Raw genomic sequence first — 25856 nt, 5'->3', positions numbered from 1 at the left:
GTGTGGCTGACGGGACGTCAGCAAGGAACCCCCGGTGGGGAACCCCCGGTGAGGAACCCTCAGTCCGAGATCAGGCCCTCGCGGAGCTGGGCCAGGGTGCGGGTCAGCAGGCGGGAGACGTGCATCTGTGAGATGCCGACCTCCTCGCCGATCTGGGACTGCGTCATGTTGGCGAAGAAGCGCAGCATGATGATGCGGCGCTCGCGCGGCGGGAGCTTCGCCAGCAGGGGCTTGAGCGACTCCCGGTACTCCACGCCCTCCAGGGCCGTGTCCTCGTAGCCGAGGCGGTCGGCCAGGGAGCCCTCGCCGCCGTCGTCCTCGGGTGCCGGGGAGTCCAGCGAGGAGGCCGTGTACGCGTTGCCGACGGCGAGGCCGTCGACCACGTCCTCCTCGGAGACGCCGAGGACCGCGGCGAGTTCGGCGACCGTCGGCGAGCGGTCCAGCTTCTGGGAGAGCTCGTCGCTGGCCTTGGTGAGGGCCAGGCGCAGCTCCTGGAGCCGGCGCGGGACGCGGACCGACCACGAGGTGTCGCGGAAGAACCGCTTGATCTCGCCCACGACGGTCGGCATCGCGAACGTCGGGAACTCCACGCCGCGTTCGCAGTCGAAGCGGTCGATGGCCTTGATCAGGCCGATGGTGCCGACCTGGACGATGTCCTCCATCGGCTCGTTGCGCGAGCGGAATCGGGCGGCGGCGTAGCGGACGAGCGGGAGGTTGAGCTCGATGAGGGTGTCCCGGACGTAGACCCGTTCGGGGCTGTTCTCGTCGAGTGCGGCCAGTCGCAGGAACAGGGAGCGGGACAGGGTGCGGGTGTCGATGGCACCGGAGGACGGGAGGGCCGGAGCCGGCGCGGCGGCCTCGAGGGCCGTGACGTCGTCGAGGACATCGGTCTCGACGGGCGCGACGGGCTCGGTCTCGCTCTTCGTGAGCGTGAGCACCTTCGAGCTGCCCTGGTCTGCGGACATGCCACCCCCTTTGGGTCGCGGGACGGTCGCGGCGTTCGTTCCCCGCCAGTGGAGAACGTCAGCCTTCACCTGAATACCGGAGCCGAAGCCCCGGCAAACGCGCTTCCAGGAGAATGTCACATGTCGGCAACACGCTGTAGTGACATGTCGACACCACAGTGACGAATCAGCCCTGGAAACAGGGGGTGTGACGGTTTTTCAGCGCAGATATGTCGGGAAGTGCCCTGGTGAGGGATTCGCTCTCACCGGTGACTTCTCGCTCCTGCATGCGAACACCCATCGGATGACGTAACCAGAGCCGTGCGCCCTATGCGTGCGCCCCACCTGTGCGCCTGTGCATACGGCCGTGCTCCCACGTCCCCACGTTTCGCTAGGCCTCGATACGGTTCGCGGAACGCAGCCGCTGGAAGCTACGCGCGAGTAGCCGGGAAACGTGCATCTGTGAGACGCCGAGTTCCGCGCTGATCTGAGACTGCGTGAGATTGCTGTAATAGCGCAGCAGGAGGATTCTCTGTTCGCGTTCCGGGAGTTGGACGAGGAGATGGCGGACGAGGTCGCGGTGTTCGACGCCGTCCAGGGCCGGGTCCTCGTAACCGAGGCGGTCCAGCAGGCCCGGCAGTCCGTCGCCCTCCTGGGCGGCCTCCAGGGAGGTCGCGTGGTACGACCGCCCGGCCTCGATGCAGGACAGGACCTCGTCCTCGCCGATGCGCAGCCGCTCGGCGATCTCGGCGGTGGTCGGGGTGCGGCCGAAGGCGGTGGTCAGGTCCTCGGTCGCGCTGTTCACCTGCACCCACAGCTCGTGCAGCCGGCGCGGTACGTGGACCGTGCGGACGTTGTCCCGGAAGTAGCGCTTGATCTCGCCGACGACGGTCGGCATGGCGAAGGTCGGGAACTGCACGCCCCGCTCCGGGTCGAAGCGGTCGATGGCGTTGATCAGTCCGATGGTGCCGACCTGGACCACGTCCTCCATCGGCTCGTTGCGGGAGCGGAACCGTGCGGCCGCGTAGCGCACGAGCGGGAGGTTGGCCTCGATGAGCGCCCCGCGGACCCGGTTGTGTTCCGGGGTGCCCGGCTGGAGCTCCTTCAGCTCCGCGAAGAGCACCTGGGTGAGCGCCCGGGTGTCGGCGCCGCGGCGCCGCTCGGGGCCCGGGGCCGGGGCCTCTTCCTGAGGGGGCGCAGTACTGGCCGACACGGTCAACGCCACCTCTTTGTCAGGTCAACAACATCGGTCCACTCATCCGTCAAAAGCGGTCATAGCATCACAAGACATGTGCACTGTGTGCAAGCACCCCATAACACCGTGTTGAGGGAGAAGTTGGGGCAAACGAGGGCGTGCAAGAGCCCCCCGCCGTCCGGCGGGGGCTCTCCGGTTCCGCGGGCGGGGCTCAGAACGTGTAGTCGGCGACCACCCAGGTGGCGAACTCCCGCCACAGGGCGACGCCCGCCTGGTGCGCCGGGTGCTCGATGTACCGCTTCAGGGCGTCCGCGTCCTCGACCGCCGAGTTGATCGCGAAGTCGTGGGCGATGGGCCGGTCGCTGATGTTCCAGCCCAGTTCCCAGAAGGCCAGCTCCTCGATCTGTCCGCCGAGCGCCCGGAAGGCCGCCTCGCCCTCGACCACGCGGGGATCGTCGCGCTCGACACCCTCGTTCAGCTTGAACAGGACCAGATGGCGGATCATGGGCACTCCCCGATGCGTGCTGCTGGGCCCGGCGGCTAGTGAGCCCCGTTGGCGAGCCAGGTGAAGAAGTCGCCGATGGCCTTGGCGGCGTCCGATATGCCCTCGAAGCCTATCTGGACGTAGTCCGCCGCCCTGGACGGGTCCGTGATGATCACGTACAGCGCGAAGACCACGAGTATGTAGACGGCGATCTTCTTGGCGTTCACCGCCACCTGGCCTCCCCTGTCGTGGCCGCTGGGGCCCCTGTTGACGGCGGCGAGTGTAACCGTAAGTGCGATTTACACACCGCTTTTGAGCGGGTGCGGCGTGCCCGTGAATTTTCTTCGCGCATCCGTGAACCGATCGGGAGGCCTCGTCCGATGAGGGGGTGAAGGCGGCACCGAGCCACTGCCCCAGCAAGGGAGAAGACACATGCTGCAGTTGATGGACCTGCCGGTCCTCGTCCTGATCGTCCTGGTCGCCGCCATCACGGTGTGGGCGCTGATCGACTGCATCCGCACCCCCAGGGAGCACGTGCGTTTCCTGCCCAAGCTGCTGTGGCTGCTCATCCTCCTGCACGGCTCGGTCTGCGCCGCCCTGATCTGGACCTACTTCGGCAAGAAGCAGATAGCGAACGCGGCACAGGCCTAGAGGCCGTCCAGGAATTCCAGGACCGCCGACAGGACCCTGTTGCGGCGGCGATGTTCCTTGGGTGCCTCGCACCACCTGCACGGCAGCGTCCACCGTAGCGAGGAAAGCCGAAGAGGCGCCCGGTTCGATGAACCGGACGCCTCGAGGTCTGTTCGTGTTGGTCAGGAAGGCTTGACCGCCGAGACCGGGGTGACGGTCACCTTGTTGTCGCACTCGGCCCACACCCCGTCGTTCAGGGCGACCTGGTGCTTCCCGGAGTGCGGCACCCCGATGACCATCGTCGGATACGTCACCGGGTCCTTGCCCGACACGCAGTAGCCGTCGGCCTCCCCCTGGACCTGGACGAAGGTCAGCTTCACCCACGCCTTGCCGTGCGGCCGGACCGTCACGGTGGCCGCCCTGCCGGTGCGGGTGACCTTGAGCGGGGTGTTGTGGGAGGGGGAGCCGTTGCCGGCGCCCGCGACCGTCGGATGGCCCTTCAGGACGCACGTCCTCCGGGAGACGTTGGTGAACTGCACGACCGCCGCCCCGGTCCCCGTGCCGACGGGCCGGTGGACGGCCTGCCGGGCGCTGACCTGGAGGGCGGAGGCCGGGCAGGCGGGCGGCGGGGTGGAGGTGGTGGTGCTCGCCGCCATGGCGGTGCCGGGCAGGATGCCGGTCACCGCCGCCGCGAGGGCCGTGAACGCCGTCGTCGCCAGAGCCGCCCTGCGAATGCCGTTGCTGTGCCGCATGCTGTGGTCCCCCTGAGTCGTCTCGTCCGCGGGTTTCGGTCGTCGGTTGTTGCCCCGCGGTACGCGTGGTCGTGGTACGTGAGTGCAGATAGGGCGGTCGAGCGGCAGGGTTCCGTGCGACGACTGCTTGTGACGGAACGGTGACGACAGGCTGCACCCGTGCAGTTGGCCGTCAGGGCAGACAGAAGCGCCTCCAGCGCGCCACGGGTTACGACGCTTCCGTCCGGAGAGTCGCGAAGACGGAAGCCGAAGAGGCGCCCGGTTCGATGAACCGGGCGCCTCTTCTGTCAGCGGTAGCGGAGGGATTTGAACCCTCGGTGACTTGCGCCACACTCGCTTTCGAGGCGAGCTCCTTCGGCCGCTCGGACACGCTACCGAGGGAGACCCTACAGCACGCGGGGGCGTGGTTTGAAATCGGTATTCGAGGAGGTCGGCAGCGGCGCGTCAGCGGGTGCGGAAGAACTCCGTGAGGAGCCCCGCGCACTCGTCGGCGAGGACGCCCTCGACGACCTCGGGCCGGTGGTTGAGCCTGCGGTCGCGGACGACGTCCCACAGGGAACCGGCCGCGCCCGCCTTGTCGTCGCGGGCGCCGTAGACGACCCGGTCCACCCGGGACTGCACGAGCGCGCCCGCGCACATCGTGCAGGGCTCCAGCGTGACGACCAGCGTGCAGCCGGTCAGCCGCCACTCCCCGAGCCGCGCGGCCGCCCGCCGGATGGCGAGCACCTCCGCGTGGGCCGTGGGATCGCCGCCGGCCTCGCGTTCGTTGTGGCCGGCCGCGAGGACCGTCGTGCCGTCCGGAGCCAGCACCACGGCACCGACCGGGACGTCTCCGCCCCGGACGGCCAGCCGGGCCTCGTCCAGGGCGAGCCGCATGGCGGCCCGCCAGGGATCGCGTACCGGGTCCGGCGGCACCTCGGCTGCGGTCAGCGGACGGTCTCCAGGACCTCCGAGGCGCCCAGGGCGTCGGCGATCTCGCTGAGCGCGTCCTCGGACAGCGACTTCAGCTCCTTCTCGCTGACGCCGAGGTCGTCGAGGATCCCGGGGTCGCCGACCGGGCCGTGCGGCACGGCCTCGGCCGAACCGGAGGCGCCGTCGGCGCCGTCGGCATCGTCCTCGTCCTCTCCGTCCTCGGTGCCGTCGAGGTCGAGGGAGTCCAGGTCGTCGTCATCACCCGGATCCCTTCCGAGCAGTTCGTCGGTGAGCAGCAGCTCGCCGTACGAGCTGCGGGCGGCGGCAGCGGCGTCGGAGACGTAGATGCGAGGGTCTTCCTCGCCATCGATGCGGACGACACCGAACCACGAGTCCTCCTGCTCGATGAGCACGAGCACCGTGTCCTCGTCGGGAGTGGCTTCCCGGGCCAGGTCGGCGAGATCCGACAGGGTCTCCACATCGTCGAGCTCTGTGTCGCTCGCTTCCCACCCGTCTTCGGTGCGCGCGAGCAGTGCGGCGAAGTACACCGTGACTCTCCCACTGGTCATAGGCGTGCCGGTTGGGGGTCCCCCCGGCGGAGGTTACGGGCGGAGAGAGCTGTGCTCCGAGCCCCACCCACTCGGAATCGTGGCAGAAACAAGGCGTTCAGGGGACGTCTTCGGCTCCCTGTGTCCGGTGGTTTTGATCGCACGTCCATGACTACGTCCGCAGGCAACTCACCAGCACACTCGTTGCGGCCACTGCGGATCGTACGCGGCTTTCCCGTGCGCCCACGCACGCCCACCCCCGGTGCCACCCGTGACGGTGGCGATCTTCCCCGAACGTCCCAAGTGCCGTACGCGCAGGAGGGGATCGTTCGGCTACCAGCGGAATGTGCGCATGCGCATCGCATGACGCAGACGGGCGCTCCTGGCGCGTCGGGGCTGCACCCGGTCCCGCAGTTCCCGGGCTTCGGCCAGCTCGCGCAGGAAGCGGTCGCGGCGCCTGCGGCGCTCGGTGTCGGTCTCGCGAGGCACACCCGAGTGCTCGGTCGGCTCCGGCGCGTCGCGCTTCGGCAGGTCAGGCATCGGCTTCACCACCCCGGGTCCGTCTCCACCACATTCCCCCGCCCGGGCGGTTTGATGCAGGCGAACGGCCCAAGCCCGGTCACGGAGTGCGGGGGAGCCGGGCGAGTCCGGCCCGGTTACTGTTGTGGACATGCGTCTCCACGTCGTCGACCACCCCCTGGTCGCCCACAAGCTCACCACGCTGCGCGACCGGCGCACGGACTCCGCGACCTTCCGCCGCCTGGCCGACGAACTGGTCACCCTGCTCGCCTACGAGGCCACGCGTGACGTGCGCACCGAGCAGGTCGACATCGTCACGCCGGTCGCCGAGACCACCGGGGTGAAGCTCTCCTACCCGCGTCCGCTGGTCGTCCCGATCCTGCGCGCGGGCCTCGGCATGCTGGACGGCATGGTCCGCCTGCTGCCGACCGCCGAGGTGGGCTTCCTGGGCATGATCCGCAACGAGGAGACGCTGGAGGCGTCCACGTACGCCACGCGGATGCCGGAGGACCTCTCCGGCCGCCAGGTGTACGTCCTCGACCCGATGCTGGCCACCGGCGGCACCCTGGTCGCCGCGATCCGCGAGCTGATCAGGCGCGGCGCCGACGACGTGACCGCGGTGGTCCTGCTGGCCGCCCCCGAGGGCGTCGAACTCATGGAGCGCGAACTCGCGGGCACCCCGGTGACGGTCGTCACCGCGGCCGTCGACGACCACCTCAACGAACACGGCTACATCGTCCCGGGCCTGGGCGACGCGGGCGACCGCCTGTACGGCGCGGCGGAGTAGAAGCCGAGCGAGCGGTGGGGGCGTAGCAAGGCCGAAGGAGGCCTGCTACGCCAGCGGCGCGGGGCGGTGCTGACATGCGGCTCCGCCGCGTGTCAGCGACAAGCCCCCACCGGCCCGCACCCGAAAACCGGTGGACCCGAAGCGCTAGCAGGCCTTCTTCGTCGTCGCCGCAGGCTGCGGCGACACCAGCACGTTCAGCGCCTTCGCCGCCTCCGCCTCGGTGCTCAGCGTCTGGAACCTGTCGCCGATGATCAGATCGACCTCGGCCCCCTTGCGCCCCGCGTCGGCCCGCCGCTCGGCCCCGTCGACCTGCGTGGACAGCACGGACAGCGAGGTGTTCAGCGAGGCGGTCGGGCCGAGCAGCAGGGCCGCGCCGGCGACCTTCTTGTCGTACTCCTTGGGCGCGTTGCCGACCTCACCGATCTTGAAGCCGCGCTTCTCCAGCGCGTCGGCGGTGGTCTTGGCGAGCCCGCTGCGGGTGGTGGCGTTGAGGACGTTCACCGTGATCTGCGCGGGCCTGGGCAGCGCGGCCGGGGAGGCGGCGGCCGTCGGGCTCGCCTTGGCCGACTTCACCGTGCAGGAGGCCTTGGAACCGGCCGCGGAGGCCGTCCCTCCGCCCCCGGTGAAGACATCGATGAGCTGCAGGGTGCCCCAGCCGGCCACGCCCAGCGCGGCACCGCAGGCGACGACCACGACGACCAGCCTGCCGCGCCGCCGACGACGGCGCATGCGGGGGTACTTGTCCCCCGTGATCCGGTACTTGCCGCCCATGCCGGGGGGAGTCAGCATGCTCATGGGCGCAGCGTAGTGCGCGCGGGCGGCCGTGACTAATAAACGATCATCCGACATCGCTCAATGGCGGGGGAAAGAACCCGAAAGGGCCAACCCCGCTCACTGCGGGAGCGGCTCGGAGCGGCTCAGTCCAGTTCGAGGACGCGCGCGTGCAGCACCTGACGCTGCTGGAGCGCCGCCCGCACCGCGCGGTGCAGTCCGTCCTCCAGGTAGAGGTCGCCCTGCCACTTCACCACGTGCGCGAAGAGGTCGCCGTAGAAGGTCGAGTCCTCGGCGAGCAGGGTTTCCAGGTCGAGCTGCTGCTTGGTGGTCACCAGCTGATCGAGGCGGACCGGGCGCGGCGCGACGTCCGCCCACTGCCGGGTGCTTTCCCGGCCGTGGTCGGGGTACGGCCGGCCGTTTCCGATGCGCTTGAAGATCACACGGAAAGCCTACCGGCCCAGACCTTCCGGGCGCAGCCATGGCGGCCGAGTGCGACGCTGGAAAAGCTGTGATGAACAGGGGCAAAACGGGAGCGAGGGGTCTGCCGATGGAGGGTGCCGACGCGATCGCCGCCGGGTACGCGTTCACCGGTCCGGCCCTGGATCTTGGCACCCTGCTCTGGGACGGGCGCTGTCTGCCCGAGGCGCGGGTCCGGATTCCGCTGCCCATGCTCAACCGGCACGGCCTGGTCGCCGGCGCCACCGGGACCGGCAAGACCAAGACGCTCCAGCTGATCGCCGAGCAGCTCTCGGCGCAGGGCGTTCCGGTGTTCCTCGCCGATGTGAAGGGGGACCTGTCGGGCATCTCGGCGCCGGGCGAGCGGGTGCGGGGGCGGGCGGGCGAAGTCGGCCAGAAATGGACGGCGACCGGGTTCCCGGCGGAGTTCTACGCCCTCGGCGGCCTGGGCCCGGGCATCCCCCTGCGGGCCACGGTCACCAGCTTCGGACCGGTGCTGCTGTCCAAGGTGCTGCGGCTCAACCGAACCGCACCCAGAAGCAGTCCCTCGCCCTGATCTTCCACTACGCGGACCAGAAGGGCCTGGAGCTGGTCGACCTCAAGGATCTGCGGGCGGTCGTCGACTTCCTGACCTCGGACGAGGGCAGGGCGGAGCTGAAGAGCGTCGGCGGGCTGTCCACCGCCACGGCCGGCGTGATCCTGCGGTCCCTGACCGCCTTCGAGGCCCAGGGAGCGGCAGGCTTCTTCGGCGAGCCCGGAGTTCGACACCGGCGCGTTCCTGCGCAGGGCGGCCGACGGGCGGGGGATCGTCTCGGTCCTGGAACTGCCCGCCGTCCAGGACCGGCCGCAGCTCTTCTCCACCTTCCTGATGTGGCTGCTGGCCGACCTCTTCCACGACCTCCCGGAGATCGGCGACGCCGACCGGCCCGAGCTGGTCTTCTTCTTCGACGAGGCGCATCTGCTGTTCGACGACGCGTCCGAGGAGAGTCGATCACCCGGACCGTCCGGCTGATTCGCTCGAAAGGGGTCGGCGTGTTCTTCGTCACGCAGACCCCGAAGGACGTACCCGGCGAGGTCCTGGCCCAGCTCGGCAACCGGGTGCAGCACGCGCTGCGGGCGTTCACGCCCGACGACCAGAAGGCCCTGCGGGCCACCGTGAAGACCTTCCCGGACTCCGCCTACGACCTGGAGGAGCTGCTCACCGGCCTCGGCACCGGTGAGGCGGTGATCACGGTCCTCAGTGAGAACGGGGCGCCCACCCCGGTGGCCGCGACCCGGCTGCGGGCCCCCGAGTCGCCGATGGGGCCGGTGGACGGGACCGCCCTGGAGCGGACGGTGCGGGAGTCCCCGCCGCGCGAGCGCTATGCACAGGCTGTGGACAGAGAATCGGCATTCGAGAAGCTGACCGCCACGACGGCGACGACGGCCACGACTGCGACGACCGCCACGACGGCCGCCACGCCCTCGACGTCCGCCCAACAGGCGGAGGCGAAGCCCGACGACGCGTCGCCCTCCCTCGTCGAACAGGTCGTCACCAGCGGCGTGTTCACGTCCCTCGCCCGGTCCATCGGCACCCAGGTGGGACGCGAGATCACCCGCTCCCTCTTCGGCACGGCCCGGCGGAGGCGGTAGCCCGTCGGCCGGCTCGCGCCGCCGGGCCCCGCCCCCGCCTGCCGGTCAGCGGTCCCGTTCCACCACGGGAGGCTCCTGCTCGGCCTTCTTCACCTGCGGCTTCGGTGCGGTGCTGCGGGCGGCCTCCGCGCGCAGCAGGGCGCGCAGGACGGCGTAGGGGTCGGTGGGCATGGCTGTGCTCCTTGCGTCGTGCTGACGGACCTGGGGCGGGGGCCGGTCAGCAGCGCAGGACCACGGTGCGCAGGGTGTGGGGGGCGTACGGCGTCCCGGGCGGGGCGGGCCGCGGTCGCGGGGCCGGTGCGCCCGGCGCCGGGGCCGGACGGGGCGCGGGGCGCAGGGGGGCGGCGGCGCGCCGGTCGCCGGGGGAGGGCCGGACGGCGGTGTCCACGGCGTCGTACTCGACGGTCTCGCCGGCGACGACGGGCGAGGTGGCGACATCGGCGGGTACACCCGGGACGAGCAGGGCGAACAGCGCGAACAGCAGCACGAGCACCCGCAGCCGGGTGCGGCTGCGGGGGAGGCGTGCTGCGGTGCTCATGGAGGGTCATCTGCCCGCGACACGCCCGCGGTTCAGCACGGTGGAGGCCGGATGCACCCGTTCGGCGGACGGCGCCTTTCCGGCTCGGCGCGCCCCCGAGTGGCGCCCCCTACTTCTTCGCGGCCTTCGCCGCCGCCTTCATCTCCTGCTTGTGCGCCCGCACCTTCGTCAGCGACTCCGGGCCGGTGATGTCGGCGACGGACCGGAAGGACTTCGCCTCGCCGTAGGAGCCCGCGGCCTCCCGCCAGCCCTCCGGCCGGACGCCGAGCTGCTTGCCGAGCAGCGCCAGGAAGATCTGGGCCTTCTGCTTGCCGAAGCCGGGCAGCGCCTCCAGCCGCTTCAGCAGCTCCTTGCCGGTGCCGGCGTCCTTCCAGAGGGCCTCGGGGTCACCGTCGTAGTGCTCGACGAGGTACTGGCACAGCTGCTGGATGCGCTTGGCCATCGAACCCGGGTAGCGGTGCACGGCCGGCTTCTCGGAGAGCAGCGCGGCGAAGGCCTCCGGGTCCTGGGCGGCGATGTCGTGCGCGTCGAGGTCGTCGGCGCCGAGGCGGTCGGCGATCGTGCGGGGGCCCTTGAACGCCCACTCCATCGGGACCTGCTGGTCCAGCAGCATCCCGACCAGCGCGGCCAGCGGGGAACGGCCGAGCAGCTCGTCGGCCTCGGGGTCCTGGGCGAGGTGAAGGGTGACGTCCATGCGTCGATGATCCCCGACCGTCCCCCGCCCCGCGCGCCGGTACCCCACGGCCGACGTGCCCGCCGCCACCGCCCGGGCCGCCTGCCGCGCCGAACCCGGCCGCCTGCAAGCAAACCCCTCCCCGCTTGACCGCTGCCGCACCCCGACCGCTCCTACGCCCCGACCGCTGCCCGGCCGCCTGCCGCGCCGAACCCGGCCGCCGCTGCACGCGCCCTCACTCGTCCGGCCCCCTGCCGCTCCGAAGCCGGCCGCCGCCCGCAAACCCCTCCCCGCTCGGCCGCTCCCGTCCCGCGCCGTCGCCCCGTTCCGCTCAGTCCGTCCGCCAGTAGCCCAGCGCGTGTACCCGTTCCCTGGGGACGCCGAGGTCCTTGCGGACGTAGGACGAGAGGGTGCGGGTGGTGCGCGTGTCGCAGGCGATCCAGACGTACGGGTGCGCGGTGGCCGTGAGCAGGGCGGGCAGCTCGGCGCGGACCCGCTCGACCAGCTCCGCGCGCGGGACGTGCCGCAGTTCGTGCCGGGCGGGGTCGGTGCGGAAGGGGAGGCCGTCGCCCTCGCCGTCGGAGCCCTCGAACCAGACGGTCGCCGGGGCCGGGCCCAGCGCCGCCAGCAGGGAGTTGATCGCCGGCAGCGAGGCCGGGTCGCCGATCGCGAGGACGCGGCCCGGGGTGGGGGCGGGGGTGGCGAAGGCGCTGCCCTGGACGGTCGCCTCGACGGTGTCGCCGGGCCGTGCCGCCCGCGCCCAGTCGCTCGCCGCGCCCTCGTGCAGGGCGAACTCCAGCGAGAAGGTGCCGGCCGCCGGATCGGGGTCGACCAGGGTGTACGCCCGCTGGTGCGGCCTGCCCGCGTTGTCGAACCACAGCCGTACCCACATCGTCGGGTGCACCCCGGTCGCGGCGAGCAGCCCGCCGTCGGTCAGGTGCACCCGGCGGAAGCGCGGAGTGACGTCCTGCGCGCCCGTCACCGTCAGGGTGAAGTCCTTCGCCCGCATCAGCCGGAGGACCGCGCCCTCCCAGCCCCGCCCCTGCGTCATGGCCTCTACACCCCTCGCGTACGATTCCTGCACCGATTGATTAGGTAAGGCTAACCTAAAACATGTCCCGCGGTGGAAGGGACAGTAGGGACAGAAGGGCCACACGGTGACGACGACCGAGATCCACAGAGACGCGTGGGGCGTTCCGCATCTGCGCGCGCCGGACGCCCCCGCACTCGCCCGCGCCCAGGGCCTGGTCACGGCCCGCGACCGGGCCTGGCAGCTGGAGGTCGAACGGCACCGCGCCCAGGGCACCTCCGCCGCCTTCCTCGGCCCGGAGGCCGTGGCCTGGGACGTCCTCGTCCGCCGGGCCCGCCTCGCCGACACCGCCCGCCGCTGCTTCGACCGGCTGGAGCGCCGGGATCCGGAGACCGCCGCGTGGGTACGGGCGTACGTCGACGGCGTCAACGAAGGGCTCCACGTCACCCCCGAGTTCACCCGGGTCGGGCTCGCCCCCGGCCGCTGGGAGCCCTGGACCCCGCTCGCGGTCTGGCTCTCCGTCCACATCCTGTTCGCAGGGTTCCCCGCCAAGCTGTGGCGCGAGGAGGCCGTACGGCACCTCGGGCCCGAGGCGGTGGGCCTGTTCGCCACCGACGGCCCCGGCACCTCCGGCAGCAACGGCTGGCTGGTGAGCGGCGCCCGGACCGTCACCGGGCAGGCGGTCATCGCCGGCGATCCGCACCGGTTCATCGAGGATCCCGGCGTCTACCAGCAGATCCGGCTCGCCTGCGACGAGTTCGACGTCGTCGGCCTCGCCGTGCCCGGCATCCCCGGCATCGCCCACTTCGGCCACGCCGGCCCGGTCGCCTGGGCCATCACCAACGCCATGGCCGACTACCAGGACCTCTACCGCGAACGTCTGCGCCGCACCGGCGCCGGTGTCGAGGCCCTCGGCCCGGACGGCGTCTGGCGCCGCGCCGCCCGGCACACCGAGACCGTCGAGGTGGCCGGGGAGGAGCCCGTCGAGGTCGAGGTGATCGAGACGGACCGGGGGCCGGTGATCGCCGGCGGCCCGGAGGGCCTGGAGAGCGGGGTGGCGCACCCTGCGGAGGAAACCCTCACCCCTCCCGGCTCTCCCGACCCCGCACCGGCCGACCCCGCACCCGCCGTCCCCTTGGCCCTCGCCCTCCGCTACCCGCCCCGCGTCACCGAGGACCTCGGCTTCAGCGCCCTCCTCCCCCTGCTGAGGGCCCGCCGCGTCGCCGACGTGGACGCCGCCCTCGACCTCTGGGCCGAGCCGGTCAACGTCGTCCAGGCCGCCGACACCGAGGGCGGACTGCTGCACCGGGTCGCCGGCCGGGTCCCCGTGCGCGCCGAGGCCAACGGCATCCGGCTGGTCCCCGCCTGGGAGCCCGGCCACGAGTGGACCGGCTGGCACGAGACGCCCCGCGCCGGCCTCACCGACGGCGTCGCGGTCATGGCCAACCAGCGCGGCCCGGCCGCCCCGCTCGGCGTCGAGTTCGCCCCGCCGCACCGCGCCGACCGCATCCGCGCCCTGCTGGACGGCAAGGACACCTGGTCCGCCTCCGACATGCCCGCCGTCCACACGGACACCCACCTCGCCTCCGCCGGACCGCTCCTCGACCACCTCGCCGCCCTCGACGGCCTCACCGGCCCCGCCGCCGAGCTGCGCGCCCGCCTCCTGCGCTGGAACCGCCGTATGGACGCGGACAGCGAGGACGCGGCCCGGTACGCGGCCCTGCGCGGCGCCGTGGTCCGCCGGCTCGCCGCCCACCCGGCGTTCGCCGCCCTGACCACCCCGCCCGCCTACCCCGAGGCCCTCCTCCCCTGGCTGGCCCTGCTGCCCCGGATCGGCTTCGCCCTCGAACACCTCCTGCGCGCCGAGGAGCTGTACGGCGTGGACCGGCCCCGGCTGGTCCGCGAGGCCGTCGAGGAGATCGCCGTACAGCCGCCCGCACGCTGGGGCGACACCCACCGCCTCGCCCCCTGGCGGGCCCTGCCCGACCCGTCGTACGAGGCACCGGCCCTCTCGGGCGACCACGACTGCGTGCTGTGCACCACGGCCGTGCCCGGCTGGACCGACCTCGCCGCGCGCGGCCCGGCCGCCCGGTACGTCTGGGACCTGGCCCGCCGCGAGGACAGCCTGTGGGTGGTCCCGTTCGGCGCCTGCGGGCACCCCGACAGCCCCCACCACCACGACCAGCTGCCCCTGTGGCTCAGGGGCGAGCTGGCCCCGGTCGTCACCGACTGGGCACAGCTGACGAAGGAGAGCGATGTCTGACCAGCACGTCCACGTCCACACGGAGTACGCCGACGGCTTCGGCACCGTGGGCATCCGCCGGCTCGACGCCGCGGGCGACGCGGACGTCGTGCACGGCTGGGTGCGCGAGGAACGGGCCGCGTTCTGGGGCATGAACGGTCTGACCCGGGACCAGGTCGCCGAGATCTACGCCCACATGGCCGGCCTCGACACCCACCACGCCTTCCTCGTCGAACTCGACGGCACCCCGGTCGGCCTGCTCCAGACGTACGAGCCCACCGCGGACCGGGTCGGCGACGTCTACGCGGTGGAGCCCGGCGACATCGGCGTCCATGTACTCCTCGCGCCCGCCGGCGCGCGGGGCGCGCGCTCCGGCTGGTCGGCGGCGCTGATGCGGGCGTTCGCCGCGTATGTGCTGCTCGGCCTCGGCCGGCGGCGGGTCGTGGTGGACCCGGACGTCCGCAACGAGAAGGCCATCGCCCGCTTCCTGCGGCAGGGCTTCGAGGCCGGACCGCCGGTCACCCTGCCCGAGATCGACCTGCCGGACGTGTACCTGCCGGAGAAGAAGGCCCAACTGGCGTTCCTGCGCCGCGAGGTGCTGTTCCCGTAGCGCCGCCCCCGGCCATAGCCTTCCGGCGTGAGAGCCCCGCTGACCCCGGAAGACCTCGTCGCCCACTACCGACTCGAACCGATCCCCCGCGAGGGGGGCCTGTTCCGCCGTACCTGGGCGGGGCCCGAGGCGCCCGACGGACGCCCGGCCGGTTCCGCGATCGTCGCCCTGCTCACCGCGGGCGACTTCTCGGCCCTGCACCGCCTGCCCACCGACGAGGTCTGGCACCACTACCTCGGCGACCCGCTGGAGCTGCTGCTCCTCGCCCCCGACGGCAGCTCCCGTACGGCGGTCCTCGGGCCGGACGTGCTCGGCGGGCAGCACCTCCAGCTCACGGTCCCCGCCCGCACCTGGATGGGGGCGCGGACCGGGGGCGCCTGGACCTTCTTCGGCTGCACCATGGCCCCCGGCTTCACCTACGAGGACTACGAGCACGGGGACGCGGCCGACCTGACGGCGCGCCATCCGGACCGGGCCGTGCTGATCGCGGGACTGTGCCGTCCATGACGTTGCTGACGGGCCGCGTGGCCCTGATCACGGGGGCGGGCGGCGGGATCGGCGCCGGCATCGCGCGCCGGTTCGCGCAGGAGGGCGCCGAGGTGGCCCTGCACTGCCGGACGAGCACCGCGGCGGCCCGCGCGCTCGCCGAGGAGATCCAGGAGAGCGGCGAGCGGGCCGTCGTGCTGCCCGGCGCCGACCTCACCGTCGAGGAGGAGTGCCGCGAGCTGGTGGCACAGGCCGCCGCGTGGGGCGGGGGACGGCTCGACGCGCTGGTCAACAACGCGGGCGTCCAGCCGGTGCGGGCGCTGCCCGGGATGGCGGCGGCGGACTGGCGGGCGGTCGTCGACACCAATCTGACCAGCGTCTTCGCCGTCACCCAGGCGGCGGCCGAGGTCATGCGCGAGCGGGGCGGCGGCAGCGTCACGCACATCGCCTCGGTGGAGGCCCGGCTGCCCGCCGCAGGCCACGCCCACTATGCCGCCGCCAAGGCCGCCGTCGTGATGCACGCGCGCGCCGCGGCCCTGGAGTACGGCCCCCACGGCATCCGCGTCAACACGGTCTCGCCCGGCCTGATCGACCGTGAGGGGCTCGCCGAGGCCTGGCCGGAGGGGGTCCGGCGGTGGCGGGAGGCGGTCGCGATCGGCCGGCTGGGCCGCCCGGAGGACGTCGGCGACGCCTGTGTTTTCCTTGCCTCACGGCTGGCGGCCTGGATCACCGGCCACGACCTGGTGGTGGACGGCGGGGTGACGGCCCGGCCGACCTGGTAGGGGGCCGAGCGGGTGAGAAGGATGGCGTGTCCATCCGTACGTACCCCCGAGCACACGAGACTCGAGTCCCGGGCAGTCCCGGGCGGTTCGGAGCGGTGACGTGAGCGAAGGGCGCGATGGCGGACGACGCGGCAGTGGACGAAGGCGACTTCAAGGGCTGGTGCTGCTGGGCACCGTGCTGGTCCTGCTCCTCCTCGGCGGCGGACCGGCCTCGGCGCACGCGGCCCTCCGCTCCACCGACCCCGTCGACGGAAGCGTCGTCAAGAAGAGCCCCCGAAGCATCACCCTGACCTTCACCGAGTCGGTCGGCCTCCTCGACGACTCCTTCCGCGTCCTCGACCCCGGGAACCAGCGGGTGAAGCTGGGCGGGGCGGGGCATGTGGAGGGCCGCTCGGACAGCGTGCGGGTGAAGCTGCCGAAGAAGCTCGGCACCGGCACCTTCACGGTGGCCTGGCGGGTGGTCTCGGCCGACAGCCACCCGGTGTCGGGCGCGTTCACCTTCTCCGTGGGCAAGGCCTCCCCGACCCTGGCCGTCCTGCCGTCCGACGCCACCGAGGACCCGGCGACCGACGGCCTCTACAACGTCGGCCGCTACCTCGCGTACATCGCGGCGGCCCTCCTCGTCGGCACGGCGACCTTCGTCGCCGTCTGCCGCCCACCGGACACCCGCCCGCTGCGCCGGCCGCTGCTGATCGGCGGCTGGACCCTGGCCGGTTCGACGGTGTTCCTGTTCTTCCTCCGCGCCCCCTACGAGGCCGGCACCGGTCCGGCGGGCGCGCTCGACCCCTCCGGACTGCTCCGCACCCTGGAGGGCCGCCCCGGCCTGGCCCTGCTGGCCCGCCTGCTGCTGCTCGCGGCGGCGGTGGCCCTGCTCCTACGGCAGCGCGGCCGACCCGAGCCGTCGAAGGCGGCCCTCGTCCTCGGCTCGCTTCTCGCGGTGGGCCTCGCGCTGACCTGGGCGGGCGCCGAACACGCCTCGGCCGGCATCCAGGTCCCGCTGGCGATGACCTCCTCGGTGCTGCACGTGCTCGCCATGGCGGTCTGGCTCGGCGGCCTCGTCGCCCTGCTCACCCTGCTGCCCCGCGCCTCCGTCCCCTCGCGCGTGGTCACCCGCTTCTCCCGGCTGGCCGGGATCTCGGTGACCGTGCTCGTGGTGACGGGCGTCTACCAGTCCTGGCGGGGCCTCGGCTCGCTGTCGGCGCTGACGGACACGACGTACGGCAGGGTCCTCCTCGCCAAACTGGTCGCGGTCTCGGTGCTGCTGGCGGCCGGGGCCTGGTCGCGGGCGACGGTGACCAGCCAGGCGAACGTGACGAGAGGCAGGAAGGACAGGGCGAACGCGCAGGCGGAGAAGACGGCCGAGAAGACGACGGAGAAGACGACGGAGAAGGCAGTGACGGTGGAGAAGCCCGTGACGGTGGAGGCCAAGGTGCTGGAGAAGGCGACCGTGGGCGGGACGTCCGTACACGAGAGGGTCGCCGACGTCGCCGACGCGCCGGCGGGGGAGCAGCCCCCGAAGGCCGCCGCCCCCGCTGCCGACATGGCCGCCGACGGCACGCCGGCTCCCTCGGCCCGTTCGTCGTCCACCGGGCCGCGTCTCACCCCGGCCGAGTCCGCGCACAGCCGCGCGCTGCGCCGGTCGGTCCTGCTGGAGGTCGCCGTCTCCGTCGTCGTCCTCGTCCTGACGACGATCCTGACCGGCACCCTGCCGGGCCGGGCGGCCGCCGAGGCGGCGACGACCCAGCAGTCCGCCGGACTGCCGGTCGCCTCCGTGACGATCGTCCCCTTCGACCTCGGCAAGCCCGGACTGCGCGGCAAGGTGCAGGTCACCCTCGACCCCGGCACGGTCGGCGACAACACCCTCCAGGCCGTGGTCTACGGCCCCGACGGCGGTTTCGTCACCGTCCCCGAGCTGCGGATCTCCTTCACCCTGCCCAGCCAGGACATCGGCCCGCTCGACGCCAAGCTGGTCGACAAGGGCGGCTACTGGGCCTCCAGCAAGGTCAGTCTGCCCATCGAGGGCACCTGGGAGATGAAGACGACGATCCGGGCCACGGACATCGACCAGGTGAGCGTGGTGAAGGACGTGCAGATCGTCCGCTGAGGCGATCGCGGCCGGCGTGGGCGAGGTACGCCACGCCCCGGCCGCCCGCCGGGTGTCCCGGGTACCATCGGCCGCGTGAACACCTACTGGCACGTCGTTCTGCCGCCCCTCTGCGCCTGACGGGCGCGGACCAGCAGCGGACATCTCCCGCCCACCCCACCGAGCCGGGCTCGGTCAGGGGTGGTCGTCGTGCGCCCGACGCGAATTCCAGTCTCTGACGCATTCGACGACGGAAGTTCACGACTGTGCCGAACCGCACCACCCCCCTGACCCCCGCGCGCCCGTCCGACGCCGGTCCGCGCCCCTCTCGTACCGCCCTCCTCGGCGGCCCCGCACCCATCCTGCTCGCGGCCGTGCTGTGGGGCACGACCGGAACCGCCGCCTCCCTGGCACCCGCCGGCGCGCCCGCGGCGGCCATCGGCTCCGCAGGCCTCGCCCTCGGCGGCATCCTGCTGTTCCTGCTCTCCCGGGGCGCCCGTGCCCTGCCCGCCGCCTGCACCCGGGGCGAGCGGTGGCTGCTCGTCCTGGGCGCCCTGGCGGTGGCCGGATACCCGGTCACCTTCTACCCGGCGGTGGCACGGACCGGGGTGGCGGTCGCCACCGTGATCGCCCTCGGCAGCGCGCCGGTCTTCACCGGGCTGCTGGCCTGGCTCACCGGCCGGTCCCGCCCGACCGCGCGCTGGACCGCCGCCACCGCGGCCGCCGTGCTCGGCTGCGCCCTGCTGGTGCTCGGTCCCGGACTCACCGGCGCCGGCACGCCGATGGACCTGACCGGCGTGGCCCTCGCCGCCTGCGGCGGACTGTCGTACGCCGTCTACTCGCTGATCGGCGGCGCGCTGATCACCCGCGGGCACTCCTCCGACGCGGTGATGGGCGTGCTGTTCGGCGCGGCGGGGCTGCTGGTCCTGCCGTTCCTGGCGTCCGTGGACCTGCGGTGGATCACCACGGTGCGCGGCGCGGCGGTGGCGGGCTACCTGGCGCTGTTCACGGTCTGCCTGGCCTACCGCCTCTTCGGCCACGGACTGCGCCGTACGTCCGCCTCGGCGGCGACGTCGCTGACGCTGGCCGAGCCCGCGGTGGCCGCCGTCCTGGGCGTCACGGTCCTCGACGAACGACTGCCGGCCGCCTCCTGGGCGGGCCTGGCGGTCCTCGCCCTGTCCCTGACCCTGCTGGCCTTCCCTGCGGGCGGCCGGGCCGCCGCCAGGAAGAACCCCCAGTGAGGAGTTCGGCCACGAGCCCGGCGTGGAGGGCGCCGTTCTCCAGCGTGCAGACGACGTAGGCGTCGCATCCCCAAGTGGCATACAGGACAGGGCTGTTGAAGTAAAAACCGCGTGCTGAACCGCCGTCCCACGCCGTACGCTCCCCCTGATCAACTACGAAATCCGGGGGGAATGTTGATGCGCGCAAGCATGCGCCTGGCTCTGTTCGGCACCGGCGCGGCGCTGGTCGCCACCGCGATCGGCGGCACCGCCGCTCAGGCGGCGGACGGCGGCGCGGGGAACATCACGATCGACAAGGTCGTCGTCAACGGCGGCAAGCCGGTCGTGGTCGGCGCCACCAAGGCCGTGTCCTTCAAGGTCTCCGTGACCGCGTCGGACGACTCGGGCATCGCCGAGACCTCGTACATCAGCGCCTGGGGTCCGCATCCGAACTACGCGCAGATCTGGGACGACGAGATCACGTGCGTCACGGTGAGCGCCAGGACGTCGACCTGCACGGGCACGCTGACGTTCGACCCGCAGGCGTCGACCGGCTTCGTCGGCAACAGCGCGACGGGGACCTGGCGGCTCGCCACGCTGGTCTCGGCCCACGACTACGACTACATCCACCGCGACGCGGCCACCACGTTCAAGGTCCAGCGCGAGGCGCGGCTCACCGCGAACGCCTCGCCCGAGCCCGTCCGGAAGGGCAGGACGCTCACGGTCACCGGCAAGCTGTCCCGGGCCGACTGGGACACCAACACGTACCGCGGCTACGCCCGCCAGAAGGTCGTCCTTCAGTACCGCAAGAAGAATGCCGCCACCTACACCGACGTGAAGACGGTCACCGCGTCCTCGACGGGTTCCCTGAAGACCACGGTCACCGCGTCTGCGGACGGCTACTACCGCTACAGGTTCGCCGGCACAGCGACCACCGCGACGGTGACGTCCACCGGAGATTTCGTGGACGTCCGCTGACGACGCACCGACCGCGCCCACACCGACCGCCGGGCCAGGTGGCGGACGCAGCCAGGGGTTCGGTTCCCGCTCATGCCCTGCGCCAAGCGTTGAGCAGTTCTTCGGGGCCGTACCCCGCCTGGAGGCCGGAACAACCGATCCCACTGCGGGAAACCGCCACGAGCGGTACGGGCTCGTCGGTGATCGCCGCACGGTGCTTCTGCAGCGCTGCCAGGTCGTGGCTGTCGAACGGGGCGTTCTCCAGCCACTTGACCGAGCCGAGGAAGAGCAGCCGCTTGGCCACCGGCTCCCGGTCGGCGCCGACCAGGTCGATTTCGACATCGTTGCTGCGGGTCCAGTACCCCCCGATCGCCGGGGCGGCGGGCAGGACCCCGTCCGGCAGCAGGCGGGCGAGGGATTCCCGGACGAGGGGCTCGATCGCACGCCCCCGCCAACTCGTCCACTGCTCCTTGATCCGGCTCAGCGTGAGATCTCCTCGCATACGTTCGATCTCCGCCATGTGCGGATCCAGAAACGCGAGCCAGAACCGCAGGTAGGGGTCGGCGACCCGGTAGCGGCGTTCCTTCGACGGCCTCGGTGAGAGCGGCAGCTCGGCGGCCACGACCCGTTTCTCGGTCAGGACGTCAGTGGCTCGTGTGAGAGTGGTGTGGGCGATGCCGCCGGCCGCGCGGGCGATGTTGGTGAAGGTCCGCTCCCCGGAGCCGATGGCACGCAGGACTTCCCTGCTCATCGCCTGCGGTGGGAACTCTGCGGCCAGTGAGCGCTCGGCGGAGACCAGCAGAGCCGAGATCGGGTTGTCCAGCGAGTCGCGGAGGAACTCCCAGAGATCCGCTCCGGCCCGCCACTCGGCGCAGATCAGAGGCAGACCTCCTGTGATCAGGGCGGCGTCGAAGGCGACCGCCGGAGACACGCCGAGCATTTCGCCGATGTCGGCCGGGTTCAGGGGCCCCACGACCATTTCCCGGCCCCGCTGGTGGAAGGGGCGGTCGTAGCTGTCCAGCGCCTCCATCATCGACAGATCGGACCCGACCAGGAGGAGAAGCACCGGCTTGCGGCTGAGCAGCCGGTCCCATGCCCGCTGAAGCATGCCCTCGAAGGCGTCGATACGGTCCATGAGATACGGAACCTCGTCGATGACGACGACGCTGGGAGTGTCGTCGGGCAGGATCTCCGCGAGGAGTCTGAGCGCCGAGTTCCAGTGCTCCGGGGTCTCCTCCGAGAACAGTTCCCGCTCCGGCAGGGTGGATCTGGCGACGGCGTCCAGCAGCTCCGTCAGCTCGTCCTCTGCGGTGCCGCCCGCCGCGGTGAAGAAGAGGTACGGCGTCTCGCTCCGCCGGATGAGCTCCTCGACGAGGCTGGACTTGCCGACCCTGCGCCGTCCCCGCATGAGGATGCACTGCCCCGGTCTCGCCGACCCGACGGCACCGCGAACCGCCCGCAAGGCGTTGCCGAGCACGGTCAGCTCGCGTTCCCGTCCGATGAAACGACGCATTTGAGCCTCCCGATGGCGATAGTATCCCTAGCGATACTATCGCCGTCGATACCATCTTCCTTTCGCTGGGGCGCTGCTGAACGGGTCGGGTTCCGGCATGGTCGGCCGTGGCCTTGAGCAGCAGGTCGGCCAGCACGCGGAGGTCGGCGTCGGCGGACTCGCCCGCGGCGCGGTGGTGACGGTGCTTCGCGGCTGCGGCGCCCGACCTTCCTTCGTTCCTCGGTGTCCCGGCTGAGGGGGCCGTAGCACGCGGCGCTCAGTGAGGCGAGCGCCACTGTGAGTGGACTTCCGCTGATCAGGGCCGTCGGGGCGAGCTGTCGCAGGACGAGCTCGGACAGGCAGCGGGGACGGTCGGTTCGGCTGGGAGCGCGGGGTGGTGGCGGTCATCTGATCAAGATCTTCCGTCAGCACCAGGAAGCCCAGGAGCGGGAGCGGATCGTGGCCGGTGCCGACTGGGAGGGGAAGGGGTACTTCTTTGCCTCGCCGGTCGGCGGGCCGCTGAGCCCCAACACCGACTTCCGTGTCTGGAAGCGGCTTCTCCGGGACGCGGGCGTCCGTGACGGCCGTCTTCATGACGCTCGCCACACTGCCGCGACCGTGCTCCTGATCCTCGGTGTCCCTGACGTCGTGATCGACTCGATCATGGGATGGGAGCCTGGGGGAGCGGCTCGGATGCGCGCTCGGTACAAGCACCTCACCGGGCCGATGCTTTGGAAGGTCGCACAACAAGTCGGCGGAGTTCTTTGGAATCAGCCCACGGGTGACTGAGACGGGCGAAGCCGAAAGCCCCGACTCGCCATGGGTCGGGGCTTTCGACTGGCTAAGGGACAGACGGAGGGCTCGCAGGGTCGATATGCGCCCTGCGACTGTCAGCGGGTGACGGCCACGAGGACGGCCATCAGTGCCACCATCGTCGCAACGCCAGTCATCGCTACCTGGATCGGCGCCATCAGCGCGGGGCGGAAGCGCACCAGCGCAGCGAGCGCCGACGCAAGAACCAGCGTCAGAACGACGACCACCATCGCGAGCACGAGCATGATCAGGATCATCAAGAACAACCTTCGAGTAGGCGTGCGACCCGCACGTGAGAGGTGAAGCGCGCGCGCTCCATCCCTTCCGTGGGCTGCGGGGTCCCCGACAGCACGGTGAGAATCAGCGATGCGGGGGTTAGCGCCGCAACCCCTGCCTGAGCTGCGTCTTTGCCACTTCGGTCGTATTGATCCGTTGGGCCCTACACCCTCAGACAGTTAGGTGCGCAACTCCTGAGACGGTGTGCTCCCACACTCGAACGCAGCGCATCGGCGCATCGGCCGACCGTGCCCCAGCCGTGGTTGGTAGCCGGCGGTGCCATGGACCCTAGGTGCAGTGGATGAGCGACCAGCAAGCACGGGGAGCCCCTGGCCACGAGCCGGGTACGTGTTCCGGATGCAACCGAGACGGAAAGTGGGACGGGCAACGTCGAAGGGCCCCACCCTGAGGTGGGGCCCTTCGACGTATTGCCCGGTGAGAGCAATGGCGGAGGATACGAGATTCGAACTCGTGAGGGGTTGCCCCCAACACGCTTTCCAAGCGTGCGCCCTAGGCCTCTAGGCGAATCCTCCGCTCGGAACATTACATGACCGAGAGAGGTGCTCGCGAACTCGTTCCCGGCCGTCGGCATCGGGTACTGTTTGGGCAGCCCCTCACGCGGCGCTATCTGACTGAACTCCCCCAGGGCCGGAAGGCAGCAAGGGTAGGTCGGCTCTGGCGGGTGCGTGGGGGGCGCTTGCGTTGTGCGGGGCGGCATCCGGGGCCGGTTGTCGGTGGGCGCCTATAACCTCGTAGGCGTGTCGTCTCTCGCGCTGTACCGCCGCTATCGCCCGGAGTCGTTCGCCGAGGTCATCGGGCAGGAGCATGTCACCGACCCGCTGCAGCAGGCGCTGCGGAACAACCGGGTCAATCACGCGTACCTGTTCAGCGGTCCGCGCGGCTGCGGGAAGACGACCAGCGCGCGCATCCTGGCCCGCTGCCTGAACTGCGAGAAGGGCCCCACGCCGACCCCGTGCGGGGAGTGCGACTCCTGCCGCGACCTGGCGCGCAACGGCCCGGGCTCGATCGACGTCATCGAGATCGACGCCGCTTCGCACGGTGGTGTGGACGACGCCCGCGACCTGCGCGAGAAGGCCTTCTTCGGGCCCGCCCGCAGCCGCTACAAGATCTACATCATCGACGAGGCCCACATGGTCACGTCGGCCGGTTTCAACGCGCTCCTCAAGGTCGTCGAGGAGCCCCCGGAGCATCTGAAGTTCATCTTCGCCACCACCGAGCCCGAGAAGGTCATCGGGACCATCCGGTCGCGGACGCACCACTACCCCTTCCGGCTCGTGCCGCCCGGGACACTGCGGGACTACCTCGGCCAGGTGTGTCAGAAGGAGGCCATCCCCGTCGAGGACGGTGTGCTGCCGCTCGTCGTGCGCGCGGGCGCCGGTTCCGTGCGTGACTCGATGTCCGTCATGGACCAGCTGCTCGCGGGCGCGACCGAGGTCGGTGTGACGTACGCCATGGCCACCTCCCTCCTGGGTTATACGGACGGCTCCCTGCTTGACTCCGTCGTCGAGGCCTTCGCCACCGGTGACGGCGCCGCCGCCTTCGAGGTGGTGGACCGGATCATCGAGGGGGGCAACGACCCGCGGCGGTTCGTCGCCGACCTGCTGGAGCGGCTGCGCGACCTCGTCATCCTCGCCGCCGTCCCGGACGCCGCCGAGAAGGGGCTCTTCGACGCCCCCGCCGATGTCATCGAGCGGATGCAGGCCCAGGCCGGCGTATTCGGCGCCGCCGAGCTGAGCCGCGCCGCCGACCTCGTCAACGAGGGCCTCACGGAGATGCGCGGCGCGACCTCGCCCCGCCTCCAGCTCGAGCTGATCTGCGCCCGCGTCCTGCTTCCCGCCGCCTACGGCGACGAGCGTTCGGTCATGGCCCGCCTCGACCGCATCGAGCGCGGCGTGAACTTCGCCGCCGGCGGCGGCGTCCAGGGCATGCCCGCCATGGGGTACGTCCCCGGGCCCGAGGCCCATGCCGGCCCGGCCGAGACCGGCGGCGCCCCCATCGCCCCGGGAGGCGGAGCGGCCGCCGCGCGGGCGGCGGTGCGGGGTGGCGCCGGAGGGGCGGTGGGTGCCGGTGCCGGTGCGGGTGGGGCGGCTGCCGCGGCCCCTTACGCCGGGCAGCCTCAGCCTCAGGCTCAGCCTCAGGCGCCGTTCCAGGGCCAGCCGCCTGCTCAGCCCCCGGCCCCGCCTTCCCCCGTGCCTCCGGCCGCCGCCTCCGCTCCGGCCCCGGCCGCAGCACCGCCCTCGGCGCCCCCCTCGCAGGCCCCCGCCGCCGAGGCCCCTCCCGCCCAGCCCCCCGCCGCTCCCGCCCCTGGTGCCTGGCCCACCGCCACCGCCGCCGGCAGTGGACGCCGTCCGGGCGGCTGGCCCACGGCCGCCCCCGCGGGCGGTGGAGCGGTCCGTCCCCCGGCGGCGTCCGCCCCTGCCGCGGCCCAGGCTCCCGTGGCCCCGGCCGGCTCCGGGGCCGCCCCGGCGGCGTACACACCCCCCGCCGGCGGTCTCGACCCCCGCACGCTCTGGCCCAACATCCTGGAGGCGGTCAAGAACCGCCGCCGCTTCACTTGGATCCTCCTCAGCCAGAACGCGCACATCGCCGGCTTCGACGGCACCACCCTCCAGCTCGGCTTCGTCAACGCCGGGGCCCGGGACAACTTCGCGAGCAGCGGCAGCGAGGAGGTGCTGCGCCAGGCGCTCGGCGAGCAGTTCAACGTCCAGTGGAAGATCGAGGCGGTCATCGACCCGTCCGGCGGGTCGGCCCCCGCGCCGACCGGCGGTTACGGCGGTGGCGGCACCGGCGGCGCGGGCGCACCCGGCGGGTACGGCAGCCCGGGCGGCTACGGCAGTCCCGGCGGCGGTTACGGCGGCGCCCCGTCCGCCCCCTCTCCGTCCCCGGCCGGACCGAGCCCCCAGGCCCCGTCCCCCTCGCCGTACCCGTCCCAGCCCGGCATTACGGTGGAGGTGGTGCAGCGCCGCGACGGAGGGTTCCGCTCGACCTGGGTGAAGGTGG

General features: G+C 72.0%; 26 protein-coding genes, 2 tRNA genes, 1 other RNA gene and 2 pseudogenes. 13 read left to right on the top strand and 18 right to left on the bottom strand.

The window, feature by feature from the left end; all coding sequences use genetic code 11:
* Positions 1 to 59 precede the first annotated feature (59 nt).
* From ABZ490_RS42780 to ABZ490_RS42765, 4 genes are all read right to left on the bottom strand, one after another.
* Positions 60 to 965 carry an RNA polymerase sigma factor SigF gene (locus tag ABZ490_RS42780; protein WP_359003155.1) on the bottom strand — a complete coding sequence of 302 codons (906 nt, stop codon included), beginning with the start codon at positions 963 to 965 and terminating at the stop codon, positions 60 to 62.
* Between the two features lie 370 nt (positions 966 to 1335).
* On the bottom strand, positions 1336 to 2169 hold the full coding sequence (locus ABZ490_RS42775; RefSeq protein WP_055637089.1) for an RNA polymerase sigma factor SigF: 834 nt from the start codon (positions 2167 to 2169) through the stop codon (positions 1336 to 1338).
* 181 nt (positions 2170 to 2350) lie between these two features.
* Positions 2351 to 2644, bottom strand: coding sequence for a Dabb family protein (locus ABZ490_RS42770; protein ID WP_359003153.1), 294 nt, complete (start codon positions 2642 to 2644; stop codon positions 2351 to 2353).
* 35 nt (positions 2645 to 2679) lie between these two features.
* A complete protein-coding gene (locus ABZ490_RS42765) occupies positions 2680 to 2856 on the bottom strand; it encodes a hypothetical protein (protein WP_099054080.1) in 177 nt (58 codons plus the stop codon).
* A 199-nt stretch (positions 2857 to 3055) separates the two neighbouring features.
* Between ABZ490_RS42765 and ABZ490_RS42760 the strand changes: the two genes are divergently transcribed.
* A complete protein-coding gene (locus ABZ490_RS42760) occupies positions 3056 to 3274 on the top strand; it encodes a PLDc N-terminal domain-containing protein (protein ID WP_359003151.1) in 219 nt (72 codons plus the stop codon).
* Positions 3275 to 3435: 161 nt separating this feature from the next.
* Here ABZ490_RS42760 and ABZ490_RS42755 read toward each other — a convergent pair whose 3' ends face one another.
* The 5 genes from ABZ490_RS42755 to ABZ490_RS42735 form a co-directional block, all read right to left on the bottom strand.
* On the bottom strand, positions 3436 to 4005 hold the full coding sequence (locus tag ABZ490_RS42755; RefSeq protein WP_359003149.1) for a DUF4232 domain-containing protein: 570 nt from the start codon (positions 4003 to 4005) through the stop codon (positions 3436 to 3438).
* 291 nt (positions 4006 to 4296) lie between these two features.
* Positions 4297 to 4381: transfer RNA gene (locus ABZ490_RS42750), tRNA-Ser, on the bottom strand.
* 68 nt (positions 4382 to 4449) lie between these two features.
* Positions 4450 to 4881, bottom strand: coding sequence for a tRNA adenosine(34) deaminase TadA (tadA, locus tag ABZ490_RS42745; protein ID WP_359003240.1), 432 nt, complete (start codon positions 4879 to 4881; stop codon positions 4450 to 4452).
* Between the two features lie 50 nt (positions 4882 to 4931).
* Positions 4932 to 5465 (bottom strand): hypothetical protein, encoded by a 534-nt coding sequence (locus ABZ490_RS42740; RefSeq protein ID WP_359003238.1) that lies wholly within the window; start codon positions 5463 to 5465, stop codon positions 4932 to 4934.
* Positions 5466 to 5798: 333 nt separating this feature from the next.
* Positions 5799 to 6005, bottom strand: a complete 207-nt coding sequence (locus ABZ490_RS42735) for a hypothetical protein (protein WP_359003147.1) — start codon at positions 6003 to 6005, stop codon at positions 5799 to 5801.
* 130 nt (positions 6006 to 6135) lie between these two features.
* Here ABZ490_RS42735 and upp point away from each other — a divergent pair, with 130 nt between their 5' ends.
* Entirely contained in the window at positions 6136 to 6771 is a 636-nt protein-coding gene (gene upp, locus ABZ490_RS42730) for a uracil phosphoribosyltransferase (RefSeq protein WP_359003145.1), read from the top strand.
* Between the two features lie 144 nt (positions 6772 to 6915).
* On the opposite strand, the gene ABZ490_RS42725 is transcribed toward upp, so the two are convergent.
* Positions 6916 to 7566, bottom strand: coding sequence for a LytR C-terminal domain-containing protein (locus tag ABZ490_RS42725; protein WP_359003143.1), 651 nt, complete (start codon positions 7564 to 7566; stop codon positions 6916 to 6918).
* Between the two features lie 122 nt (positions 7567 to 7688).
* The gene (locus ABZ490_RS42720; RefSeq protein WP_004943146.1) at positions 7689 to 7985 is read right to left on the bottom strand and encodes a type II toxin-antitoxin system VapB family antitoxin; all 297 of its coding nucleotides are present in this window, start codon (positions 7983 to 7985) and stop codon (positions 7689 to 7691) included.
* A gap of 71 nt (positions 7986 to 8056) precedes the next feature.
* On the opposite strand from ABZ490_RS42720, the pseudogene ABZ490_RS42715 reads away from it, so the two are divergent.
* Positions 8057 to 9633 (top strand): annotated as a pseudogene (locus ABZ490_RS42715) (helicase HerA-like domain-containing protein).
* 45 nt (positions 9634 to 9678) lie between these two features.
* Here ABZ490_RS42715 and ABZ490_RS42710 read toward each other — a convergent pair.
* The 4 genes from ABZ490_RS42710 to ABZ490_RS42695 form a co-directional block, all read right to left on the bottom strand.
* Positions 9679 to 9804, bottom strand: coding sequence for a hypothetical protein (locus ABZ490_RS42710; RefSeq protein WP_359003141.1), 126 nt, complete (start codon positions 9802 to 9804; stop codon positions 9679 to 9681).
* Between the two features lie 46 nt (positions 9805 to 9850).
* Positions 9851 to 10171, bottom strand: coding sequence for a hypothetical protein (locus tag ABZ490_RS42705; protein ID WP_359003139.1), 321 nt, complete (start codon positions 10169 to 10171; stop codon positions 9851 to 9853).
* A 109-nt stretch (positions 10172 to 10280) separates the two neighbouring features.
* A complete protein-coding gene (locus tag ABZ490_RS42700; RefSeq protein WP_359003137.1) occupies positions 10281 to 10865 on the bottom strand; it encodes an HhH-GPD-type base excision DNA repair protein in 585 nt (194 codons plus the stop codon).
* A 310-nt stretch (positions 10866 to 11175) separates the two neighbouring features.
* Positions 11176 to 11895: a siderophore-interacting protein gene (locus tag ABZ490_RS42695; RefSeq protein ID WP_359003135.1), complete on the bottom strand. Its 720-nt coding sequence runs from the start codon at positions 11893 to 11895 to the stop codon at positions 11176 to 11178.
* A gap of 106 nt (positions 11896 to 12001) precedes the next feature.
* On the opposite strand from ABZ490_RS42695, the gene ABZ490_RS42690 reads away from it, so the two are divergent.
* The 7 genes from ABZ490_RS42690 to ABZ490_RS42660 all read left to right on the top strand — a co-directional run bounded on the left by ABZ490_RS42690 (position 12002) and on the right by ABZ490_RS42660 (position 20275).
* The gene (locus tag ABZ490_RS42690) at positions 12002 to 14137 is read left to right on the top strand and encodes a penicillin acylase family protein (protein WP_359003133.1); all 2136 of its coding nucleotides are present in this window, start codon (positions 12002 to 12004) and stop codon (positions 14135 to 14137) included.
* Complete coding sequence (locus ABZ490_RS42685; RefSeq protein ID WP_359003130.1) at positions 14130 to 14726, top strand: GNAT family N-acetyltransferase; 597 nt, start codon at positions 14130 to 14132, stop codon at positions 14724 to 14726. Before ABZ490_RS42690 ends, ABZ490_RS42685 begins: the two co-directional genes overlap by 8 nt.
* A gap of 39 nt (positions 14727 to 14765) precedes the next feature.
* A complete protein-coding gene (locus ABZ490_RS42680) occupies positions 14766 to 15233 on the top strand; it encodes a cupin domain-containing protein (protein ID WP_359003236.1) in 468 nt (155 codons plus the stop codon).
* Positions 15230 to 15994 (top strand): SDR family NAD(P)-dependent oxidoreductase, encoded by a 765-nt coding sequence (locus ABZ490_RS42675; RefSeq protein ID WP_359003128.1) that lies wholly within the window; start codon positions 15230 to 15232, stop codon positions 15992 to 15994. Before ABZ490_RS42680 ends, ABZ490_RS42675 begins: the two co-directional genes overlap by 4 nt.
* 160 nt (positions 15995 to 16154) lie before the next feature.
* The gene (locus ABZ490_RS42670) at positions 16155 to 18098 is read left to right on the top strand and encodes a copper resistance protein CopC (protein WP_359003126.1); all 1944 of its coding nucleotides are present in this window, start codon (positions 16155 to 16157) and stop codon (positions 18096 to 18098) included.
* 245 nt (positions 18099 to 18343) lie between these two features.
* The gene (locus ABZ490_RS42665) at positions 18344 to 19318 is read left to right on the top strand and encodes an EamA family transporter (RefSeq protein ID WP_359003124.1); all 975 of its coding nucleotides are present in this window, start codon (positions 18344 to 18346) and stop codon (positions 19316 to 19318) included.
* Between the two features lie 177 nt (positions 19319 to 19495).
* Positions 19496 to 20275: a calcium-binding protein gene (locus ABZ490_RS42660; RefSeq protein WP_359003122.1), complete on the top strand. Its 780-nt coding sequence runs from the start codon at positions 19496 to 19498 to the stop codon at positions 20273 to 20275.
* A 70-nt stretch (positions 20276 to 20345) separates the two neighbouring features.
* Here the strand turns inward: ABZ490_RS42660 and ABZ490_RS42655 are convergent, their stop codons facing one another.
* Entirely contained in the window at positions 20346 to 21767 is a 1422-nt protein-coding gene (locus ABZ490_RS42655) for a DUF234 domain-containing protein (RefSeq protein WP_359003120.1), read from the bottom strand.
* A gap of 387 nt (positions 21768 to 22154) precedes the next feature.
* Between ABZ490_RS42655 and ABZ490_RS42650 the strand changes: the two are divergent.
* Positions 22155 to 22535: pseudogene (locus ABZ490_RS42650) on the top strand (tyrosine-type recombinase/integrase); the annotation flags it as partial.
* Positions 22536 to 22636: 101 nt separating this feature from the next.
* Here ABZ490_RS42650 and ABZ490_RS42645 read toward each other — a convergent pair.
* Positions 22637 to 22816 (bottom strand): hypothetical protein, encoded by a 180-nt coding sequence (locus tag ABZ490_RS42645; RefSeq protein WP_359003118.1) that lies wholly within the window; start codon positions 22814 to 22816, stop codon positions 22637 to 22639.
* A 464-nt stretch (positions 22817 to 23280) separates the two neighbouring features.
* Positions 23281 to 23368, bottom strand: a tRNA-Ser gene (locus ABZ490_RS42640).
* A 72-nt stretch (positions 23369 to 23440) separates the two neighbouring features.
* Between ABZ490_RS42640 and ffs the strand changes: the two genes are divergently transcribed.
* Both ffs and ABZ490_RS42630 read left to right on the top strand, forming a co-directional pair.
* Positions 23441 to 23539: signal recognition particle sRNA small type (gene ffs / locus ABZ490_RS42635), an RNA gene on the top strand.
* Between the two features lie 54 nt (positions 23540 to 23593).
* A partial coding sequence (locus tag ABZ490_RS42630) for a DNA polymerase III subunit gamma and tau (protein WP_359003116.1) occupies positions 23594 to 25856 on the top strand: 2263 nt, incomplete at its 3' end.

It is taken from the genome of Streptomyces sp. NPDC005811, from assembly GCF_040630405.1.
Taxonomy (GTDB): Bacteria; Actinomycetota; Actinomycetes; order Streptomycetales; family Streptomycetaceae; genus Streptomyces.
Note: the sequence above shows the minus strand (reverse complement) of the source record. Positions and strands in the feature narration are given on the sequence as shown.

Coding starts and splice junctions, on each gene's coding strand:
- ABZ490_RS42675 (WP_359003128.1), top strand. CDS start 15,230: ATGACGTTGCTGACGGGCCGCGTGGCCCTGATCACGGGGGCGGGCGGC.
- ABZ490_RS42770 (WP_359003153.1), bottom strand. CDS start 2,644: ATGATCCGCCATCTGGTCCTGTTCAAGCTGAACGAGGGTGTCGAGCGC.
- ABZ490_RS42660 (WP_359003122.1), top strand. CDS start 19,496: ATGCGCGCAAGCATGCGCCTGGCTCTGTTCGGCACCGGCGCGGCGCTG.
- ABZ490_RS42705 (WP_359003139.1), bottom strand. CDS start 10,171: ATGAGCACCGCAGCACGCCTCCCCCGCAGCCGCACCCGGCTGCGGGTG.
- ABZ490_RS42755 (WP_359003149.1), bottom strand. CDS start 4,005: ATGCGGCACAGCAACGGCATTCGCAGGGCGGCTCTGGCGACGACGGCG.
- ABZ490_RS42780 (WP_359003155.1), bottom strand. CDS start 965: ATGTCCGCAGACCAGGGCAGCTCGAAGGTGCTCACGCTCACGAAGAGC.
- ABZ490_RS42710 (WP_359003141.1), bottom strand. CDS start 9,804: ATGCCCACCGACCCCTACGCCGTCCTGCGCGCCCTGCTGCGCGCGGAG.
- upp (WP_359003145.1), top strand. CDS start 6,136: ATGCGTCTCCACGTCGTCGACCACCCCCTGGTCGCCCACAAGCTCACC.
- tadA (WP_359003240.1), bottom strand. CDS start 4,881: ATGCGGCTCGCCCTGGACGAGGCCCGGCTGGCCGTCCGGGGCGGAGAC.
- ABZ490_RS42760 (WP_359003151.1), top strand. CDS start 3,056: ATGCTGCAGTTGATGGACCTGCCGGTCCTCGTCCTGATCGTCCTGGTC.
- ABZ490_RS42700 (WP_359003137.1), bottom strand. CDS start 10,865: ATGGACGTCACCCTTCACCTCGCCCAGGACCCCGAGGCCGACGAGCTG.
- ABZ490_RS42695 (WP_359003135.1), bottom strand. CDS start 11,895: ATGACGCAGGGGCGGGGCTGGGAGGGCGCGGTCCTCCGGCTGATGCGG.
- ABZ490_RS42735 (WP_359003147.1), bottom strand. CDS start 6,005: ATGCCTGACCTGCCGAAGCGCGACGCGCCGGAGCCGACCGAGCACTCG.
- ABZ490_RS42655 (WP_359003120.1), bottom strand. CDS start 21,767: ATGCGTCGTTTCATCGGACGGGAACGCGAGCTGACCGTGCTCGGCAAC.
- ABZ490_RS42645 (WP_359003118.1), bottom strand. CDS start 22,816: ATGATCCTGATCATGCTCGTGCTCGCGATGGTGGTCGTCGTTCTGACG.
- ABZ490_RS42685 (WP_359003130.1), top strand. CDS start 14,130: ATGTCTGACCAGCACGTCCACGTCCACACGGAGTACGCCGACGGCTTC.
- ABZ490_RS42725 (WP_359003143.1), bottom strand. CDS start 7,566: ATGAGCATGCTGACTCCCCCCGGCATGGGCGGCAAGTACCGGATCACG.